Source organism: Veillonella sp., from assembly GCF_018364065.1.
Classification (GTDB): domain Bacteria; phylum Bacillota; class Negativicutes; order Veillonellales; family Veillonellaceae; genus Veillonella_A.
The window spans coordinates 63653-85125 of record NZ_JAGZMO010000002.1; the positions used below are offsets into that span (position 1 = coordinate 63653).

A 21473-nucleotide genomic window follows, 5' to 3' on the forward strand; every position below is an offset into this window, starting at 1 on the left:
TAATATTATATAGAATATCGAATTCAAAGTCCAAAGAATTGCGATATTAGCAATCAGGTTATTCCATATGCGTAAAAGTAATATCGATTATAAGGTATTAGTAAAAGCGATAATTATTATCACAGTGCTCCGTTCCTAATTCTCCATCTATCCCCTCACTTCCCCTATGTTCGCCTTTAAAGCAGGCGCACTTCATGATATAATCAAACTAATCGGTGATGCCATTTTTTATTTTTATAATCACCACACAATTCTCCCTGTATGCAAGGCATTATAATCATTAAATGACCACCGCCTTCTTGATACAGGCTTCTATTTATAAATTAGGATTACGTGTAATTAACTCGCCATGAAAGGAGTTTTTTTTATGTCTCCAAAAACTTTACGCTTAGCCGTTTTAGCGGCTACCTTTTTTACGTCCGGGCTTTACAGCTCCGTAGCGTTCGGTGCCACTGATGCCACCGCAGCTACAACAAGTGCCGCCGATCAGAACGTAACGGCCGTAAGTTCCTTAGTCAATACTGACGGTTCCCGTCAGGTAGTAACTAAAACACCGACTGCAGCTGATCAGGAAGCGGCTCAAATCGCAGCTGCCCGCAACGAACAAACAATTGCGGCTGAAAAAGTGGCCCGCGCACAAGCGTTGGAGGAAGAAAATAAAATTACCTTCAGTGATGTAAAAAATCACTGGGCAAAACCATATATTAACGATTTTGTTAAATCCGGTATCCTGTCCGGCAACGGCCAGGGCGAATTCAGTCCCGATGCGCCCCTTACTGTTAAGGATGCAACGTCACTCTTTGATAAGTTAATTATAACAACTAAAACTGATATCGCCAATAACAAAACGGCCAAAAAAGCTACAAACACCAAGAATTCTGACAAAAACCCGGCATTCGTTCCACTCGATAAAAACGGCAGCATTTTGATGGCTGATTTCAAAGGGGATACAAATCTGTCCCGTCAGGAATTTGCCAGCGCCGCCGCGTCCTATGCACGCTACCAGCAAGACCTGGAAGATGCGGCTAAGGGCATGACACAAAAGCAACACGACAAAGCGAGAGCGAAAGAAGCTAAAGCAGAAGCGGCAAATGCGGCTCTCACCTTTGAAGACAGTGCCGATATTTCCGCAGACTATCAAAAAGACGTAGCATACTTGGCACATAAAGGCTACATTGCTTCCGGCAGCGCCGTAGAATTCAGACCGGCCGACTTCATTACCCGTGCTGAAGCGGTAGCCATGTTATATCGCATTAAACACAACGAAACAGCTCCTGTAGTAACAGCTACAGCCGCTCAAGATACTGATGCGGTAACGACTGTAAATACCGGCAAAACAGCTTCCGATACAACAAAAGCAACTGACAGCAAAACAAACAGTGCCGCCACTGCCAAAGATACAAAAGCAACTAAGGCGGACGCTGCTGAATCTGCTCATGTAAGCCTTGAAAACCGCGTGTTCAAAAAATTAAACACCTTGTACAAAACACCGGCCAACTTCCAGAACTACGGTGTAATGTACTGGCAGGATAACCAGCTCCATGTAGCACTTAAAAACTCCGAAGACTTAGATACATTAACAGAAAAAATTGATGAAGATACTACGGTAGATAAAACGACAGGTAAAACACTGAAAGACTCGGTAGTCTTGGAATCCACTCAATACAGCCAGGTTGAATACGACCGCATCGAAGCAAACTTCCGTAAATTCTATGCGCAGAAACAGCCGCAAGGTACTGTACTCAGTGCATATCCGTCCGTAACTCACAATCAGTTGATTGTGACGGTTAACAAGACCTTCGACTACATGAACGATTCCATCAAAAACGCCTTCGGCGATAAAGTTCACGTATTCGTATTGGAAAGCTAATCGACAGGGAGATTGCCATAATGAAACGATCAAACCTATATCCTCGGGAGTATCGCTATATAGGCTTCCTCGGTATATGGCTCCTACTTTCATATCTGCTGTTCACGTGGAATTTTCCAATCACTGACACAGTGGAGTCCAATTATGCGCTTACAGCCCTCACGATGATTCAGCATAACAACTATATATCGCCGATGATCTACGATGTATATTGGTATGATAAACCGATTCTGACCTACTGGATGCTCATCGCATCCTATAAGCTGTTCGGCGTGTCTGACTTTGCGGCCCGTTTCCCTTTCGCCATTTGTGCAACCTTAAACGGACTGGCCATGTATTACGGCGTGCGCACCCTCTTCAAGCGGGTGCGCCTCGCTTTATGGAGCGCCATTATTCTCGGCACCGCCTTGGAATTCTGGTACATAAGTCATGGCATTTTAACAGACGGTTTCTTATTCCTCTTCTCTCAGGGCATTTTCTTTTTTGCCTATGAAGGGCTTCGTCATAAATCCACAAAGCACATGGTATATGCGTATATTTGTGCCGCTTTAGCCGTATTGACGAAGGGACCTGTGGGGCTCATATTACCGGGAATTATTATACTCATCTATGTATTAGCCTTTCAGCGATCAAAAACAAACCTGCAACTGCTCTTTCATCCTTTAGGACTCATTGCATTCTGCGTAGTTGCACTACCTTGGTATATCGCCATGTATGCCATTCACGGCATGAGCTTTATTGACGCCTTTTTAGGCCTTCACAACTATGTACGAGCCACCGTGCCGGAGCATCCGCAACAAAACTGGTGGTTTATGTACTTCGTTCTTTGGCCTGTGTCCCTGTTCCCATGGACCGGCCTCACCATATACGAACTCGTCTATCGTTTCCGCCATCGCCGGGACGTTGATGAATCGGCACCGCCTCATTGGTTGGCTTATGCATTGACCTGGGGCCTGGGTGTTTTCATCTTCTACAACCTGATGGCCACGAAATATCTGACCTATACATTTTTATGTTTAATCCCGTTCATTATTATTACGGCCCAAGGGGGCGAAACCTTATATCGACGCCTGCACAGCCAAATTCAGCGTCATCATTTTACACTGGATAAATGGCTGCTCTTCGTACCCTTACTGATTATTACAATTAGCGGTGTCTTCGGCGTTGTCTATGGTATCGCCAAACTGCCGGGCAACGAACATTTTCTAGATACGCAGGGGCCGCAGGTGTTAACCCTTCTCATATTGAGCGTCACTTTGATTGTTCTTCCATTAGTTGTGGCCTATAAAAAGCAGAATGTGCGTGCCACGTTTGCCGGTGTAGCCATCAGCATCAGCCTGTTCTACATCATTCTCCTCTGCATTTTACCGCCGCTCGTCGGTCCGGCCTCTACAAAGGATTTGGCCAAAGTACTCCCTATGGAAGCGTCTACCAATGTGTATTATTACCGCGACTATCGCACGTCCTTAGTGTATTACAGCGGTCACAAAGTAACACAGATAATCCTCCCTAAAGAAGCGGATAATTTGTGGAGCGAAGGTAAAAATGTTATGCCTACCTTAACAGTCCCTGATGCAGTAACAGCCATTTCCAAAGAACGTGATTTTCTTATCTTAGTACCACAAAAATATAAAACTGACTTTATGAATTCCGGGCTTGCCGGTGCCTCCTTCGAATGGGGCCGCGTCGGCAATGTAGTTATCTTTATGCCCAAATAAGGAGATTCCAAAATATGTCTTTACCAAGTAATCACCTAAAACATATCGCTATTCTTTCCATGGTCCTCTCCTGGACCTTGGCCGGTCCGGTCTTTGCGGCCGATACCGATGCAGCGAATATTTCTACCATAACTGCAACTACTGCCAATGCAGCGACCGGCGCAACGTCTGTAGCTCGAGCAGCTACTAACACCGCGTATGCCAATGCTGCTACGCAAAGTAACTCCGCAGTGAACGTCGCCGCAGATACAACCGCCGATGACGATGCCTCTTTGGCCGATTCCGAAGCGGTGTCCGTAACTAAGGAAAAAGAAAAAACGGTCCTCAGTCCGCTACTTTCCAATTACTACACCAATGTAAATACAAACCAGGCGGTGAACAAGGCACAGCGCGAAGCGCAGGAGCAAAAGGGGCAAGATTCCAACAATCCGTTCAGCACCAACTTCTCCGATAACCGTAATACAAATGTATATGAAACGGCGCGAAAATATGTATTCAAAGATGTGCCGTCCGACTTTTGGGCTGCCACATCCATCTCGGTAATGACAAATCAGAAAATGATCTCCGGCTACAGCGACGGCACCTTCCGTCCGGATAAACCGATTACCCGCGAAGAAGTGGCCGCTCTGTTCAGCAATCTCGTTTCCGACGAACCGACTGTTATGTTGTCCAGCAGCTTCAACGATATTACATCCGACCGTTGGTCCGCTATGGCCATCGAACGGGTGGCACGACTCAACATCATCAGCGGCTATGGAGACAACACGTATCGCCCTGAAAAATTGATGTCTCGTCAGGAATTTGCCGTGGTAGCGGACAACTACATCCACTACTTAGGCTATGAGTCAGTAAATTATGCGAACGACGATGATATTCATTTCAGCGATCAAAAGTTCATTGCCTCCTGGGCACAGGATGCTGTAAAAGAATTGGCGCGCCTCGGCTTTATCAGTTACGAGCCGCACAACCTGTTCAATCCGGAAAAATATATTACCCGTGCGGAAGCTACGGAAATCACCTATCGCATTACGAACAGTAAACAGGCACTCCAGTTGCGCGAAACAATCTTGCATCAGCAAGTGCAGGATAAAACCTTGCAGCTCATTGAACGCACCTTCGGCAAAGACTATGTATTCCGTCTTCACGGTGCCATGTTCTGGCAAAACGACAAACTGATTGTGGCCTTCCAAAGCAGCAGTGACGCGAAAGCCTTCGGTGCCGCCTTGGCCTTCTCCAAAGATAAGGACTTCGTTCAAAACGTGGAAGTTCGCAAAGGCAGCTTGAATGAAATTGATTTGAATAAATTGCAAATTGATGCGGCTTACGCATACAACCAATTGGAACGGACCGGCACGATTTTAGCAGTTACACCAAACAACAATGTGAACGGCATTATCGTTACAGTTGACTCTTTGAGCGCTGACAGCCAAAAATCATTGAATAAACAATACGGTGAAAAAGTCGTATTCACCTTGCCGGAAAGTAAATAAGGCCAAAGATAATAGAATATATTAGATTAGACTTGAATCGTATCGGTCTTACAATCTGTACGCAATAAAAAAGCCCTCTCCCATTAGAATGCTCTAACGGGAGAGGGCTTTTATTTAGTTGCACAGTTACTTAAGTACTTAATAGGTACAAAAGCACCTAATAGTTCCAAAACATATTAACTTCAACCTTGGTCTTACTAACTGTTTATAAGCAACTTATTTTTCAACGCGACGAGCCACGCCTGTTTTGATAGCCATTTCGGAAACGGCTTTCGCTACTACGAGTGGAACGCGTTCGTCGAATGCGCTGGCTACTACGTAGTCTTCGCGAAGTTCTTCGTCAGCCACTAAATTAGCCAATGCTTCAGCAGCAGCCAACTTCATTTCATCATTAATCTTGGATGCATGAACGTCGATAGCACCGCGGAAAATGCCAGGGAATACGTTAACGTTGTTGATCTGGTTAGGTGCGTCACTGCGGCCTGTACCGGCTACGCGAACGCCACATTTCTTAGCCACATCATACATAACTTCCGGCGTAGGATTTGCCATGGCAAATACGATGGAATCTTCTGCCAAGTTTTTAAGAATATCTTCAGTGAATACACCGGCAGCGGAAACGCCCAACAATACGTCAGCGCCCTTAGCCACTTCTGCCAATGTACCGGTCTTTTCTTCCTGGTCTAATAATTTAATCATTTCAGCCTGCAAGGAATCAAGACGTTTGTAATTTTTATTCAATACACCGGAACTTACCATCAAGGTAATGTCGCGGGCACCGGCCAAGTATAAAAGACGGGCAATGTTAGCACCGGCTGCACCGGCACCGTTAACTACGATTTTAACTTTGCTCAAATCTTTTTTTACAAAGCGAAGTGCTGCTTCTACCCCTGCCAGGCAGGCGATAGCTGTACCATGTTGATCGTCATGAAATACAGGAATTTCCAGTTCTTCTTTGAGTCGGTTTTCAATTTCATAACATTTAGGAGAGGAAATGTCTTCCAAGTTAATGCCGGCAAAGTTTTTCTGCACTAATTTTACAGTGCGGATAATTTCTTCGGGATCTTTTGTATCCAATACTAACGGTACGCAGTCCACGTTGCCGAAACGCTTAAACAATAACGATTTCCCTTCCATTACAGGAAGTGCCGCTGCGGCGCCAATATCGCCGAGGCCCAGCACGCGAGTACCGTCGGATACAACGGCTACCATGTTGCTGCGGCATGTGAGGTCAAAGGAAAGTTCTTCCTTTTCTTTAATACGCAAACAAGGCTCTGCTACACCCGGAGTGTAAGCGACAGATAAATCATGTGCATCTTTCAAAGGATACTTCGTACCGGTTGTCAAAAATCCGCCTAATTCCAACTTCTTTTGAACTGCTTCTTCACGTACGTCCATGTTTTGCCTCCTAAACTTTTAAGCTTGGTAAATTGCGGCCATAAAAAATTTCAGCCATTTCTTGTCTTAACAATTGATTGATATGTTTCTTCTCTTTTGGAGTTAAGTCATCTTCAGTAATACCAAACAAGTAGTTGTTAATGTCGTATTCCTTGAGCATCATTTTCGTGTGGAAAATATTTTCCTGATATACGTTTACGTCGATCATGTTGTATAAGTTTTTAGTTTTCGATTCAATGTAATTTTGAATGGAGTTAATACGATGATCAATGTAAATCTTCTTGCCCTGTACATCACGGGTAAATCCGCGTACGCGGTAGTCCAAGCTGATGATGTCGGAATCGAAACTGCTGATCAGATAATTTAACGCCTTCAATGGAGAAATTTCACCGCAGGTGGAGACGTCAATATCGGCACGGAATGTGCTGATACCGCGATACGGATGGCTTTCAGGATAGGTGTGAACCGTCAAATGGCTCTTGTCCAAATGGCACACTACATCTTCCTTATGCACTTCCTCTTCGGATATTAAAATCGTAACACTCGCACCTTGAGGATCGTAATCCTGCTTGGCCACATTTAAAATGTTGGCGCCGATGATGTGGGACACTTCAGTTAAAATATCCGTCAATCGCTGTGCATTATACACTTCGTCGATATATTTAATGTATTCTTTTTTCTCTTCTTCAGAGCTGGTATAACATATATCATAGATGTTAAAGCTTAGCGTTTTAGTTAAATTATTAAAGCCATATAACTTCATTTTCTTAATTGGCTTAACGGATGTTTCCATAAAGTTCTTACACCTTCCTCAATTGAATTCATTATCATTATATCGAAACTTTTCATTTGCTTCAAGCATCCCCATCTATATGGGATATAAATCATCCCGGCTAGGTAATACAGCTATATATTACTTCTAGATATTGCTTCCAAATATTACGGCTATATATTGCCTCCAGGTAATACGGTCAGGTATTGTATCTAGGTATTACAACCAGGCATTACCACTGAGAGTCCTTCAAATATAAAAACTCTCCTTTAAAATAACCGTTCTCATAAGTGGCAATGGCAATTGTGCCGCCGGACTTATCTCGCGGCAGCGCCGGGCTTCCCGGGTTGATAAATAAACAGTCCCCCGCATCATACAAGCCGTGATGGTGCGAATGCCCTGCAATGCAAAGGCGCGCGCCCATACTGCGCCCTAAGCTGATGATTTCCTGAATGCGGTTATAGGGATAAAACTGATGCCCGTGGATCATATAAATATACGTATCTTTATACGGTATAAGCTGTTCTTTCGGCTCCAACGGCTGCTGTCGGTCATTATTGCCGCGCACCGCAATAACCGGCACATCAACCTGCTCCGCCATATAGCGTGCATCATCACCGTAATCACCGGCATGGAGCCACAAATCTATATCAAGTAACGCTGTGCGTTCTACAATTTCATCAACTACGTCTAAATAGCCATGTGTATCACTAATAATGCCTATACGGCCGAATTGTTCCTTACTCATGGAACTCACCGTCCGACAACTGTGCCACCAGTGCCTCTAAGGCACGACCGCGGTGGCTTATTTTATTTTTCTCTTCCATGGAAATTTGTGCCATTGTCTGTTTCAGCGAAGGGACGTAAAAATACGGATCGTAACCGAAACCGCCGTCTCCTTCCGGCGTATCCTGAATCAATCCGGAGCAGGTGCCGCGTGCCGTAAGCTCGCGACCGTCCGGATACGCCAACACCAACTCGCACACATAATGAGCCACCCGTTCTTCAAATGGCACACTCTGTAATTCCTGAATCAGTTTCTTATTGTTCGCGTCGTCATCACAATCATCCCCTGCGTAGCGCGCGGAATATACGCCCGGTGCACCGTTCAATGCGTCCACCGCAAGTCCGCTGTCATCAGCCAAACAAGGCAACTGTGTGGCATTCATATAATACTGCGCCTTGATGCGGGCATTTTCAAGGAATGTAGTGCCCGTCTCTTCCGGTTCCGGTACGTGCACTAATTCGCCTACGCCCACAACTTCAATGCCCAGTGCATGAAACACCGCTTTAAATTCTCGTATTTTCCCTTGGTTATGCGTTGCTACTACTAGTTTCATTCACCGCTCCTATTAAATCGGCCACATCGCCCAAAGCGGCTTTTTGGGCCTTCATCAAATCATCTGTCGCCTGTTCGGCAAAGTCCAACAATGTATTCAGTTCCGCACGGCTGAACGTTCCATGTTCACCGGTCCCCTGAACTTCAATTAAGTTGCCTGCACCTGTACGAACTACGTTCATGTCCACTACGGCCCGACTGTCTTCTTCATAACATAAGTCGGTAATCGGTCCTTCTTCGCCGATACCTACGGAAATGGCGGCGCAATAATCGCGCACAGGGAACACGCCCTCACCATTGTAAATGGTGTTCACCGCATCAACCAAGGCTACGAAAGCACCGGTAATGGCGGCCGTACGTGTACCGCCGTCAGCCTGAATTACGTCGCAGTCCAATGTGATAGTGTATTCGCCCAAGGCTTCCAAATCGACTACGGCGCGCAAGGCACGGCCGATTAAGCGCTGAATTTCCACAGTGCGTCCCGATTGTTTGCCCTTGGCCGCTTCACGGCTGTTGCGTGTCTGAGTGGCACGAGGCAACAGGGAATATTCCGCCGTTACCCAACCGCGACCTTCACCCTTCATAAAGCGAGGTACCTTGGCTTCCACCGAGGCGGTACAAATTACCTTCGTATTACCGCTCTCAATCAGCACGGACCCTTCCGCATATGCAGTAAAGTGGCGCGTAATTTTTATTGGCCGAATCATATTATCTTGTCTGCCGTCAATTCTCATTCATGTCACTCCTGTTACTTCTAATTTCTTTATCTAGTATATTTCTACTCTATTATATTATACATCATACCGGAGCAATTCCTGTACACCTTTGTAGGGGATTATAACTTGCGATGCTTTTTACAGTTTTTACTGCACATCTTTGTAGCGAATCATAACTTCCGGCACTTTTTACAGTCCTTACTGCACATCTTCGTAGCAAATCATAACTCACGGCGCTTTTACAGTTCCTCTTGCACGTCCTTCATAGGATCTACAACGACGTAGCGGTCCGCCCCGCCGATTTTCTTGGCGCGCCATGCTTCATCATACGCGTCGCGGCGACATTCTTCATCGGCCTGCCAAGGAATAAACATGGCAAACACATGTTGCGCACCGTAAGGGCCGTGATAGCTGGACGAGTCAATGCTGTGCCAGCCCACTTTATCCGCATACAATCTGATGCGTTCGCTGCGTTGTTCGGAAATACCCGTTTCATCATAGTAAATCTGATGGCGGTCAGTCCAATAATCACCAAGACCTAATAGAGCCTCAGCCTTTATTTCATTGCGGCGGCGCCACTGGGTGTGCCAACGCTTAATTATCTCGTCGATTTCACGGGTTACCTTGTCACTTTGACGATATCTTGCTTCATCAAACGCAGGTTCAATCACCTGGCTGTAATCAAGACCCGCCATGGCCAATACAATAGCCGTATTTACATAAGGAAGCGCATCTTGAACGGAGTAGCCCCCTTCCAACACGGCAATCTTCGACTGCAACATGTCGGTAATTTTCGCATACCCTTTGGCCGTCACTTCCATATTGGCCAGCGGATCAGTAAAATGATTATCCTGGCCGGCGGAATTTATAATAATTTCCGGTTCAAAATCGGCCAACATAGGCAATACTACTTCATCCAGCACCTTTTGAATGCCCGCATCACCGGTCCCCGGAGGCAATGGAATGTTTACCGTACTGCCCACCGCTTGAGGGCCGCCGAACTCATACATAAAGCCGGTGCCCGGATATAAAGTGCGTCCATCTTGATGGAAGGAAATGTAGAGTGTGTCCGGATCGTGATAGAAAATATCTTGCGAACCGTCGCCGTGATGCACGTCCGTATCTACAACGGCAATCTTTTTCAAGCCGTAGTGGCGACGCAAATAGGCAATCATGATGGCTTCCACGTTTACTGTACAGAAGCCGCGAATGCCGTGAACCATGGTCATGGCGTGATGTCCCGGTGGGCGCACCAAGGAAAAGGCGCGATTTACCTCACCTTTCATAACCGCATCGGCCGCTACGAGCGCACCGCCTACAGACACGCGATGGGCTTCTGTAACCCACGCTTCCAATGATGGCGCCCCTACATGGACGCGTTCAATATCTGTCCACGAAGCTAACCGCGGATTGTATTCACGAATGGCCGGATGTTCCAGCAAGCCTTCTTCTAATAATTGATCCCGCGTATATAACAAACGTTCCTGACGTTCCGGATGTGTACTGGAGATTTTCCAGTCAAATGCGGGAAAAAATACGAGTCCTAATTTATTTAACATACCATTTCACCCCCGCCGGACGCTGTGCTCTTACTGTAATTAAATGATGCATGGACTGCCAGCCTTCAATAATCGGCACGTCTTCACTTTGAATGATTTCACACCGTTCCGGTTCATCCAGCTTAAGATCTGTTGCTGCTTTTTTTATGCACGCCTTCGCAAATGCTTCCGCCTGTGCCAAGCTGTGGAGCCCTTTTGCTTTATCGTGAATGCCCAGTTCCGGTACAACTAATGTGTTTTTAGCCGTATCCACATGAACCGTAATTTCCAATGTTTCTTTAGCCACCGCTGCACCAATCGCATTGGCCACAGCACCATCTTCCGGAATTGTATACGGCAAGCCCATTGCGTCAGCTACGAATGGCGTCAATGCACCGGCCGTACCGCCTACGCCCACAATGTGTTGTACCGTAAACTTATGAGGATTTACAATGTCCGCCACCACATAAATCGGCAATCGATTTTCCTCTTCTATGGCCTTTTCAATGCCCGCTTCAACAGCCTTAACGGCCAATGCCACCGCAGACTTAGCCACCGCTTCCGCGGTCAGACCAAGCTCATGACCCAACTGTTCAAAGCCGGCCAGCGATTTCGCCGTATCCCCATAGGATGCCTTGCCAAGCACAATTAACGCATCGCCTAACGTCGGTTTCGCTCCGCCCAATGCTAAGGACGGACCAATGCGCATAGGACCTACATGTAACGAACCGTTTTCAATATATACGCGGGTTTCACCGCCTACGCCTACAGACTTCACGGCAAAGGAACGCACCGCACTCGGATATTCGCGAATGGTGGCACCCCCGCGCGCCATGAGCGGTTCCTTACCACGCCACAGAGAAATATCTGTCGTTGTACCGCCCATATCAAGGGCTACGGTCATTTCCTCCGGCATATCGTGAAGCGCTGCAATGCCAAGCACACTGGCAGCCGGCCCGGTAAAGACCGTTTCTACCGGCCGATGAATCATAGCTTCCAACGGTAAAGCGCCGCCATCAGCCTTCAAAATATAAATAGGAGCGCCACGGTGATACCCGGCTACCGCGTCTGACACAGCCTTGGCAAACTCTTTAAATACGGAGCTTACAGCACTGTTGAAATAGGCACTCACGGTGCGGCGTGGGAAATTTAATGTACCGCTAAGGCGCGCCCCTTCCGACACCACTTCATAACCGGCATCACGAAGCGAACGCCCTACAAACTGTTCCAGGTCCGGATTGCGCACGCTGAACTTGCCGGATACAGCCGCTTTGCGGTTGCCGGGCTGCGCAGAAACATTGTGATTCGCCCCTGTCGCATCAGCTTGATTGTCGTCCTTTTTTAAAGCCTCTTCCATAGCCTGCTGTACAGCCCGTTCACTGATAGTACGCACCAAAGCACCACGATGGTCGGTGTAACCGGCCAGGATAATCGGCTTTGCCGGTAACATGGGCCGCACATCCATCCCCGGTCCGGGAATGATGAACAAATCCACCGGTTCTTCCTTATGATTAATTAATGTATTCGTAATAATCGTAGTAGACAAGGTAATTCGTTCCACCTCTTCCGGCACAACGAATTCTTTAATACCTGCCAACGCTTCTGTAATCCCGTTTAATAAATTATCATAGGTGGTTCTACATTTATGACTGCCCAGCAGCCGCCCTTTTTCAAGGACTACCGCATCAGTAAATGTACCGCCCACATCCAAACCGATTAACATACGTACCTCCTTTACCTAACGCTATATGCAAATTCTTAGCTAGCGATGCATATTCTTACCTGTCAATATATGTATATTCTTGCCTAACGATATACGCACATTCTTACTTAACGATATATGCATACGCTTACTCATACCGCTGCACCCCTGCAAAAACAAAAAGAGGCCCTAGGCCTCTTTTATTATGATTGTCTTGATACAGACGCAAAGTTCTTAATAATTACAATCGGTGTCATCTGGTCGTCGTTACCGAACGGATTGTCAATCAAAATGCGCGCAATGCGCTTAGGATCCATGCCGCGGCTTTTGCCCAGAACGGCAGCGCGTTTTAAGTCATTAACGTCCGCCACAACAGCACCATAACTGCCGGTGCGCTGTACAATATGTTCCGCTACCTTATCAGGATCCTTCGGACCATATACAATATGCTTGTCAAATGGCGGCATTGTACCTGTTACATCGTCGGTTAACGACGCTTGGCGGGCGATTTGGTAAAATACACCGGCTTTGCCGAATACTTTCGCAATAGCGCCAAGAATAAATGCGCCGAACACTTTCCATTTGCCATCCAATTCCATGGCAGCCTGTACACCATAAATCGACGCCATAGAACCTTCAGCCGGCACGAAGCGGTTAATCAGACGAGCCTGCCATGTAGGTTTCAATTCTTCCGGACGTGTGATCATGCCCTGCGTAATCGCAACAACAGATTCGGCCACGCACACAATATCTTCAGGTCCGATAACATGACCTGCATATTCGGAAATCGCATCCGCAATATCATCGCGCTCCGTAAGAATGCGAGTGCGAACGGGGATTAATTCTAATTCTGCCATATGTCTCGCCTCCTATCGCAACGCCTGCTGTAATTCTTCAGCAGTTAATGTAATACGGTTCTTGGAAATGTGCCAATCGGAACGGCCCACTACCTGGTACACAATGTCGATATTCATATCAGGGAAACCATTTAAGTCTTTGTGAATATTGCCGTTTTTCGCAGTGAAAATCAAGCGTAAACGCACAGTGCCGCCCTTACGGGTTTCAATAATCTGCGCTTTCCAGTATCCGTCATGACGTTCTGCATTCGCATCGGTCGTCCAGGACTGAATCAGCACATTGTCAAACTGTTCCTGCGGCATCAAATGACGTGGATACAAGTCCATAATCGTGCCGTTCTGACGGCCTTTATTTACGAACGGAATATCTGATACAAGCACAACCTGATGGAAATTTTCATCTTCCAAAACAAATGGTGTGCGTCGTTTGGTGAGCATCGTAATAGCTTCGTCGCCCTGACGCCATGCGTAGATTCGGAATGCTAAATAGAAAACTGCAATAATTACCAAAATGGCGACTATTACATTGAATAGGGTGTAAATGTACATGTTCTGGTGCCACTCCCTTACAGCGTAATTTCTCGGATTGTAAATGCATCGGCCGGAATCAGTCGTTCAGTCATTCGCTTAGCCAGTGCTATATTCTTGGTAAAACAAATATCTAATGTACCGGCAGTGCGCTTAGGGTTTACCAAGTCCTTCGCCTCTAAAATGCGTTTTACTTCATTCGCCGTTTCATATGAAGGGTCTACATAAACAACTTCAGGCCCTGTAATCTGCTCCATTACTGATTTTAAAAATGGAAAATGCGTGCAGCCCAATATGATTGTATCGGAACCTGCAGAGGTACTCTGTGCCAAATAATCGCGCAACAGCCCTGTAATCAGCTCATCGCTCAGATGGCCTTCTTCGATAAGATGCGCCAGCTCCGGACAAGCCTGTTCAAAGACCTTCACGTTTTCATTGTAGCGAAGGGCTTCTTCCTTATGCTTATGGCTGTGAATGGTCGCTGCGGTTGCCATAACGGCAATGGACTTCTGCGGACTGATATCAATAGCAGTATGTACGCCTTTGCACACACCTACCACCGGAAAATCAAAGGTCTTTTGCAACGCATCCAACGATACTACCGAAAACGTGTTGCATGCTACAACAGCCATTTTTACAGGCACTCTATCTAAAAAGTGCCCAATATTAAGGGCAATCTCGCTGATTTCTTCAGGCGGACGATTGCCGACCGGATTGTTCGCATTGTCCCCTACATACACAAAGTCTTCATGAGGAAACATCTGACGCAGTACGGACAGCACCGTAAGGCCGCCAATACCGGAATCAAATACCCCGATAGGCAGTTGATTGTGATTCGCACGCTCTGCGGACTGTGTCGCTCTCTCTGTCATCATGGCTGATCCTCCTTTGCTTTCGCTACCATTGGTAAGTAGAAGGCATCAGGTAAACGAATAATTTTCCCCGTATCTTTTTGAGTGAATACATTTTGTGTTTCCCCCGTAGCAATCAGTGCGCCGTCCGATTCGCGTATAATGCGATAGGAAAAGGCACATTGTGCTCGCGTAATCTTAGTAACAGTAACCTGTACTTCTAAGACATCATCAAAGCGGGCCGGCTCTTTATACTCACAACTTACCTTCGTAATCGGAAACACAATACCTTCATTCATCATGTCCCATAAGGTAATACCACAAGCACGGAAAAATTCCACACGGCCCATCTCAAACCAACGCAAATGATTGGTGTGATGCGCTACTTCCATCATATCCGTCTCGTAAAAACGCACCCGTAATGATGTGGCAAACATAGTTGATTTCACCTCTCTTATTACAAATAATCTAAATTTTATTGTAAACCACACAGTGTGCAGTGTCAATTATTTACTATAGTCTATTTGCTATTACCGGCCATGTATTGCTGCAGCCCGTCATGACCAATGACACTCTATGGCAGCCCCATATGGCCGATTACGCTTCACGGCAGTTCGTCATGATCAATTACACCTTACTGCAATCCGCCGTGGCCCAGCTCAATGCACTGTTCTTTAGTAATCTTATAATCCGAAGCCAAACGTGGAAGAATCACATCAAAGGCGGTCGGTTTGCTGAACAAAACACCGCCCGGCAGGCCCACCAGCGGCGTGCCGTCCGCCATGTACGCAATGCACACCATGGAACCCGGTAATACCGGTAGTCCATAGGTGACAACTTCTTTCGCTTTCTCGTAAATAGCACCCGGCGTTAAATCATCCGGATCTACACTCATGCCGCCGGTACAGAAAATGATATCGGCACCTTCCGCTTTAACCGCATCGATATCAGCTTCAATGGCCGCCTTGTCATCTGTCACGATTTTATGAGCTACCACCGACATGCCATACTCGGCGATTCGCTCTTTAATAATCGGTGTAAATGCATCGGCAATACGGCCGGACGCCACTTCGGCACCGGTCGTAACCACGCCTACACGAGAGCGCTTATACGGCAGCACCTTTACAATCGGTTCACCGGACCAGCCTGCTTTTGCTTCGTCCCATTGAGCCCGTTCCAAAAGCAGCGGAATGCAGCGCATACCGGCCACTTTATCCCCGGCCTTCACAGCCTGCCCATGCCACTTCGTAACAATAGTAAGTTCACCAATGCTGTTAATGCGGCGAAGCTCCGGCACATCGATAACCAGCATGCCGTCCCATTGAGCAATGGCTTCGATTTTCCCTTCACGAACCGGTGTAGGGCGCAAACTGTCATTTTTACAGAGAGAATATAAATGAGCGGCTACATCTTCCTCGTGGATTTTATCTTCATCAGCCGCTTCCATAACGTAAATATGTTCCTTACCTAAGTCGAGCAATAAAGGGATATCCTCCGCCTCAATGCGATGCCCTCGTCGAAATGGTGTATCCTTTACCTTCCCGATTACAATGCGGGCAATATCATGACATAATACACGGCCTACGGCCTCAGTTACATGAATCTTCTTCACAGTGCGTCCTTTCTATTACAGCTGCCTTAAAAACAGATATTAATATGTTTATCTTGAATCTTTGTCTTATATCTTTGTTTTACATCTTTGTTTTATATTTCTATATAAACCTATGGGCTTTCATACAACTTTATTATATGACATTCCGTTGTACTTAGCCTACTGATTTGTATTTGTTTTTAAACGCACAAAAGCCTCGGCGTTAACCGAGGCTTTTGTGCTTGAGAAAAAAGAGAGAGAGAACATTTGAATCACATTCAAATGTTAAGGGGCTTTGGGGGTTGCCCCAAGATGTAATGTTCATCACATCTTGAAGTCATTATAACAAACTAGTTACAAAATGTAAACAGCATTTATGCATTTTTTGCATTTTTTTATTCTATTTTTTCAAAATTTGTCTTTCACTCACAAACTATTTCTTTTAGAATGTACAAAAGTTTCCAATGCAGACACAATTGTTAGCAATCTGTCTTTTTGAATGAGATGCATCTAAAAACAGTTATGCATAATGACTTGTCTAACAGCATTCCAAAAAACTATTTTTTTCTAAGTGTAGATTATAAATGAACCTTTGTAAATTATAAATAGACTTTACAACCTGTGAGCTGTAAAGTCTATTTGAAAACGTTTTATACTGTCAAATTAGCTTATACGTTCGCCTGTCCGAATTTTTTAGCACGCAAGTCCGCATGAGCCTTTTTAAATACAAAGGCGTTGCGAATGTGTTCGCGCATAGCATGTTCCGCTTCTTCCGGACGACGTTCACGAATGGCGCGCATAATATTTTCATGCTCATGATTACATAAATCAGTACGATCCTGATCCATGGTGCTGATGTACATATCGCGATTTACCATTTCACGGAACTCGCCTAAATAATCCATTACGCGGTCGTTACCGGAGAAGAAAGAAATCAACGTGTGGAAACGACTGTTAATCTGCACGCGTTCTTCCGCATCAGTAGCAGCCAGGCAAGCGTCGCAAACGGCCTGCAATTCTTCAATCTGCTCATCTGTACAAACTTCTGCACATAAACGTGCGCCCAAGCCTTCCATCACTTCACGGCACTGGTACATGGAAATAATCTCTTCCGGTGTATATCCTTTTACAGTAACACCTTTCCAAGGCTTAATCACTACCAAGTTGTCTTTTGCCAACTTGCGGAACGCTTCGCGAACCGGTGTAGCACTTACATTCAACTGCTCCGCAATCTTTACTTCATTCAGCTTGACCTGCGGCTTCAAAGCACCGGTTAAGATAGCCTGCTTCAAAGTAACATATACCTGCTCACTTAACGGCAAGCGTCCTATGGAATCGATTGTATTCAAATGATATTCTTCGTGTTTACCCATTTGGTTCCCCATCCTTCATGCATGTTGCAGCCTGCACTTGCTAAATACCCGGTTCCCCTCCAATGCGGATTGGTCCTCTCGTACTATCTGATTGGCACCTAAAAGAATAAAACTTACTTCTTTTAAATGACAGCAATTTTATCTTATAATATAATTATAGATAATGTTAAAAAATAACCATCAAAAAGTATTCGACGTGCTCGCCACTATTCTACAGTCTATATTTTATAGTATCAATAGTATTATGTACCATTATATCTACAAGATTAGGGGCACGTCAACTGATATGATGTAGGAGAGTATATATGAGTCGTTGTTTAATTATTATAAATCCCGTTTCCGGTGGGGGACGGGCCTGTCAGTATGCCATGGAACTTGAATGGCAGCTCAGTACACTTTTCGACCACATGGAAGTTAAGTTCACCACCAAAGCCGGCGATGCTACCCATTTTGCCCGCGAAGCCACTGAAAATGGCTATGATGCGGTCTTCTGTATGGGTGGTGACGGTACGATTAACGAGACAGTAAACGGTATCGCCCAGGGAGGCGGTACATCCAAATTCGGATTCATTCCGGTTGGCACCGTTAACGATATGTCCCGTGCACTTGGTATTCCGCTGGAACCACTGGCGGCTATCCGCGCTTTAAAACACAGTAAAATAAAACGCGTCGATATTGGTCGCTGCAACGATCAATACTTCTGTAATAATATTGCGGCCGGCGTTATTCCGAAGGTAGTGGAAGAAGTAACTCCGAAGGAAAAACAGCTTCTCGGCCCTCTGGCCTACTTCGTGAAGGGCGGTCAGGCCCTTTTCAACTCCCGGGACTATACCTTCCACATCCAGGCGGAAGGACACGACTTCACCGTCACGTCCCCACTCGTTTTGGCCCTACTTACCAATGTGGTGTCCAGCTTTGAAAAATTCATGCCTCCGGCCGAGGTGGATGACGGCTACATGCGCATCATTATATTTAAAGAGTATTTCCTTATGGACATCCTCCGCATCGTACCGTTAATCTTACGCGGATCCATTTACAACTCCAAATATGTAACCATTTTAAAAGTGCGCAAAGCGAAAATCACCTTGCTGGAGGACATTGAGCTGCCAACCAACATGGACGGCAACAAAGGCCCTCTCATGCCGGTCGACCTTGAAGTATTGCCGGGATTCCTGCAAGTCTATGTACCGAATCGGGGCCACCATCGATACATTTAATCGGAAGACGAAACTAAATACAAAAATTAAATACAATAATTTAATACAAAGCTATATATGAAACTATATGCAAAAACATATACGTAACTATATACGAAAAAACAAAGAGACTGAACTATTGCAAACAATGCATTAGTTACAGTCTCTTTTTTACTGTCTATAAATTTTTAATTACGCGCCCCCGCTTTGCGGCGCCTATGATACGTCTATTAACAAATTAGCGATTACGAATCATGGACGGTACAATACCGATTGCACAGAATACGGCAAAAACTACGAAAGCGATTTGAATATTTTCCAATAAGGCGGCCGAGCTGCCTACTTCACCGGCACTGCTGGTACGCGACAAAATAGACGCTACGATGGCCATACTAAGAACTTGCCCTAACAAACGAACTGTGCCGATGACGGAGCTGGCAAAGCTGAAATATTTAGGCGGCACGGAACTCATGATGGCGTTATTATTCGGTGCGGAGAACATGGCAAAGCCGAAGCCAACTACCACAAGCCCTGCGATAATGATGGTTAACGCGGAGATGTGAATTGCGTACAGAATTACCACGAGGCCGCACGCAATAATCCCCATGCCCGACGAAGCCATCACGGCGGAGCCGTAACGATCCGACATGGCTCCCGTCACCGGCGATAACACAGACATGATGATAGATTGTACTAGAAGAATTAATCCTGCTGTAGCAGAGTTAAATCCCATAATCATCTGTAAATAAAGCGATAATAGAAAGCCGATAGCGAAGGTGGCGCTGTAATTCAGCATCGCTGCCAAATTGGAGAAGGCAAACATTTTGTTTTCCATAAAAATCTGTACCGGAATCAACGGTTTCTCCGTACGGGCTTCATGGATGACATAAATAACGGCCAACACCAAGCCTGCCAATAGCAGATATTTAGCGATTGGCTGATTTACAAATTCAGACAAGCCATACATGATGAGCACAAGTGTGGTGCTATATAATACAATACTCATGGCATTAAGATGATCTTGCCCCGGCGTTTTCCAGTTTTCCTTCATCCAGAACAGCGTCATAAGGAATGCCAATGTGCCGAGGGTAGCTGTAAAGTAGAAAATACTGCGCCAGCCGAAGTTGTAATTTAAAAAGCCCCCTACAACCGGCCCCACGGCCAGGCCGATATACACAACCGACACTACCAAACCCATGGCTTTACCGCGTTTCTCTATGGGATACGCCTGCGCCACAATGGCCGTGCCTGTAGCAAAAATCATGGCGGAACAAATCCCCTGCAAAATGCGCAATATCATGAGCATTTCAATGGATGATGTAAAATGAATCATGAACGACACAATAGCAAAGCCACCGGTGCCGAGCAAATAGATAGCTCGCTTACCCCAGCGATTCGACAACTGCCCCATAGGCAATACAAAGATGGCGCACACCATCAAGAATGCTTCAATAATCCAGCTTAGCGCCGACGTACCGACCATAAACTCCCGGCCAATGTCCGGCAGCGACAAGTTGATAGAACTACCTGTAAATGGCGTCAAAAACGAACCGATCATGACGGCCACCAATATTTTATTTTCGCGTGATATAGTCAATAAAACAACCTCCTCAGTCAGTGCAACACGCATGCCATTTCGCACTGATTCCAATTTTATTTTACAGGATTGGACGAATAAGGCAAGTCAGGGAATCGTAAAAAGTGAATCAGCGCATTATAGGCATACTATCAAATTGCAAAGAAAAAGCCCTACAGACAAAACGCTGTAGGGCTTTATTAACATTTTCTTGTAGACGTATGCCCGTTATTAGCAACTGCTGCAGCTGCAAACGTTCATGTTATCCAACTCTTCATTTGGCTGGTTGCCGTCAACCAACAAGGTCAATTTGCTGGTATAAGGATTTAACATAAGACCGTGAATTTTTACATCATTAGGAATAAGAGGGTTCTGGCGAAGCTGTGCCACCGCCTTAATAACATTCTGTTCCGAATGGCAGAAGTTATTGGCCCAACGATCCATTTCACAACGAATCATGGCAATCGCTTCCGGTTGAATACCGCGATCAATCATGCGCTTCGACAATTCTTCAGGACAAGTCTTTTCCATACCGCAGTCTTCATGACCGACGATGAATATTTCTTTGGCGCCCAATTCGAAAATACTTACAATCAAGCTGCGCACTACGTCACTGAATACGTCAGTAATGCAGTTGCCGGCTACGCGGATAACATTGGCATCGCCGCGATCCACGCCCATTGTTTTTTCCAATAAATCAACAAGACGTGTGTCCATACAAGTTAAAATCGCAATATGCTTCTGAGGCGTCTTAGCCGCATGAGAGCCATCCTCGCCGTGCTCATCTAAAATCCCCTGTACATATGCCTCGTTAGCCTTTAATACGTCGTCTAAAAATGACATGATAGGCACCTCCTTTGTGGAAAACTACTAACAATATAACTATATCATATTTTTTCGATGTGCGTATTAAAAAATTTAAACATATATAAAAACTCCCTTACCTAATAAGAAATTA

19 protein-coding genes are annotated in these 21473 nt (G+C 45.7%); 4 read left to right on the forward strand and 15 right to left on the reverse strand.

Going from position 1 to position 21473, the window contains the following annotated elements; all coding sequences use genetic code 11:
• Positions 1–367 precede the first annotated feature (367 nt).
• From KHZ77_RS02190 to KHZ77_RS02200, 3 genes are read left to right on the forward strand one after another with little or no spacing between them, the layout of a single operon-like run.
• Positions 368–1870, forward strand: a complete 1503-nt coding sequence (locus tag KHZ77_RS02190) for an S-layer homology domain-containing protein (protein ID WP_295195233.1) — start codon at positions 368–370, stop codon at positions 1868–1870.
• A gap of 20 nt (positions 1871–1890) precedes the next feature.
• Positions 1891–3588, forward strand: coding sequence for a glycosyltransferase family 39 protein (locus KHZ77_RS02195; protein ID WP_295195236.1), 1698 nt, complete (start codon positions 1891–1893; stop codon positions 3586–3588).
• A gap of 14 nt (positions 3589–3602) precedes the next feature.
• A complete protein-coding gene (locus KHZ77_RS02200) occupies positions 3603–5078 on the forward strand; it encodes an S-layer homology domain-containing protein (RefSeq protein ID WP_295195239.1) in 1476 nt (491 codons plus the stop codon).
• 216 nt (positions 5079–5294) lie between these two features.
• Here the strand turns inward: KHZ77_RS02200 and KHZ77_RS02205 are convergent, their stop codons facing one another.
• From KHZ77_RS02205 to KHZ77_RS02265, 13 genes are all read right to left on the reverse strand, one after another.
• Positions 5295–6476 (reverse strand): NADP-dependent malic enzyme, encoded by a 1182-nt coding sequence (locus tag KHZ77_RS02205; RefSeq protein ID WP_295195242.1) that lies wholly within the window; start codon positions 6474–6476, stop codon positions 5295–5297.
• A gap of 10 nt (positions 6477–6486) precedes the next feature.
• Complete coding sequence (gene speD / locus KHZ77_RS02210) at positions 6487–7269, reverse strand: adenosylmethionine decarboxylase (protein ID WP_295195244.1); 783 nt, start codon at positions 7267–7269, stop codon at positions 6487–6489.
• Between the two features lie 211 nt (positions 7270–7480).
• Positions 7481–7996, reverse strand: coding sequence for a metallophosphoesterase (locus tag KHZ77_RS02215; protein WP_295195246.1), 516 nt, complete (start codon positions 7994–7996; stop codon positions 7481–7483).
• Positions 7989–8588, reverse strand: coding sequence for an XTP/dITP diphosphatase (locus tag KHZ77_RS02220; RefSeq protein ID WP_295195249.1), 600 nt, complete (start codon positions 8586–8588; stop codon positions 7989–7991). Before KHZ77_RS02220 ends, KHZ77_RS02215 begins: the two co-directional genes overlap by 8 nt.
• Positions 8563–9321 (reverse strand): ribonuclease PH, encoded by a 759-nt coding sequence (gene rph / locus KHZ77_RS02225; RefSeq protein ID WP_295195251.1) that lies wholly within the window; start codon positions 9319–9321, stop codon positions 8563–8565. Before rph ends, KHZ77_RS02220 begins: the two co-directional genes overlap by 26 nt.
• Before the next feature lie 221 nt (positions 9322–9542).
• Positions 9543–10862 (reverse strand): histone deacetylase, encoded by a 1320-nt coding sequence (locus KHZ77_RS02230; protein ID WP_295195254.1) that lies wholly within the window; start codon positions 10860–10862, stop codon positions 9543–9545.
• Entirely contained in the window at positions 10852–12564 is a 1713-nt protein-coding gene (locus KHZ77_RS02235) for a hydantoinase/oxoprolinase family protein (RefSeq protein WP_295195256.1), read from the reverse strand. The genes KHZ77_RS02230 and KHZ77_RS02235 overlap by 11 nt, the downstream gene beginning before the upstream one ends.
• A gap of 182 nt (positions 12565–12746) precedes the next feature.
• Positions 12747–13400 carry a coenzyme F420-0:L-glutamate ligase gene (locus KHZ77_RS02240; RefSeq protein ID WP_295195258.1) on the reverse strand — a complete coding sequence of 218 codons (654 nt, stop codon included), beginning with the start codon at positions 13398–13400 and terminating at the stop codon, positions 12747–12749.
• 12 nt (positions 13401–13412) lie between these two features.
• Positions 13413–13949, reverse strand: a complete 537-nt coding sequence (locus KHZ77_RS02245) for a hypothetical protein (RefSeq protein WP_295195262.1) — start codon at positions 13947–13949, stop codon at positions 13413–13415.
• A 17-nt stretch (positions 13950–13966) separates the two neighbouring features.
• On the reverse strand, positions 13967–14803 hold the full coding sequence (gene murI, locus KHZ77_RS02250; protein ID WP_295195263.1) for a glutamate racemase: 837 nt from the start codon (positions 14801–14803) through the stop codon (positions 13967–13969).
• The gene (locus tag KHZ77_RS02255) at positions 14800–15216 is read right to left on the reverse strand and encodes a thioesterase family protein (RefSeq protein WP_295195266.1); all 417 of its coding nucleotides are present in this window, start codon (positions 15214–15216) and stop codon (positions 14800–14802) included. Before KHZ77_RS02255 ends, murI begins: the two co-directional genes overlap by 4 nt.
• Before the next feature lie 197 nt (positions 15217–15413).
• On the reverse strand, positions 15414–16391 hold the full coding sequence (locus KHZ77_RS02260; RefSeq protein WP_295195268.1) for a molybdopterin-binding protein: 978 nt from the start codon (positions 16389–16391) through the stop codon (positions 15414–15416).
• A 647-nt stretch (positions 16392–17038) separates the two neighbouring features.
• Complete coding sequence (locus tag KHZ77_RS02265; RefSeq protein ID WP_295195270.1) at positions 17039–17755, reverse strand: GntR family transcriptional regulator; 717 nt, start codon at positions 17753–17755, stop codon at positions 17039–17041.
• A 293-nt stretch (positions 17756–18048) separates the two neighbouring features.
• Between KHZ77_RS02265 and KHZ77_RS02270 the strand changes: the two genes are divergently transcribed.
• Positions 18049–18960 carry a diacylglycerol kinase family protein gene (locus tag KHZ77_RS02270; RefSeq protein ID WP_295195274.1) on the forward strand — a complete coding sequence of 304 codons (912 nt, stop codon included), beginning with the start codon at positions 18049–18051 and terminating at the stop codon, positions 18958–18960.
• Between the two features lie 217 nt (positions 18961–19177).
• On the opposite strand, the gene KHZ77_RS02275 is transcribed toward KHZ77_RS02270, so the two are convergent.
• Both KHZ77_RS02275 and KHZ77_RS02280 read right to left on the reverse strand, forming a co-directional pair.
• Entirely contained in the window at positions 19178–20536 is a 1359-nt protein-coding gene (locus tag KHZ77_RS02275) for an MFS transporter (protein WP_295195276.1), read from the reverse strand.
• 210 nt (positions 20537–20746) lie between these two features.
• Positions 20747–21358 (reverse strand): carbonic anhydrase, encoded by a 612-nt coding sequence (locus KHZ77_RS02280; RefSeq protein ID WP_295195279.1) that lies wholly within the window; start codon positions 21356–21358, stop codon positions 20747–20749.
• Between the last annotated feature and the right edge of the window lie 115 nt (positions 21359–21473).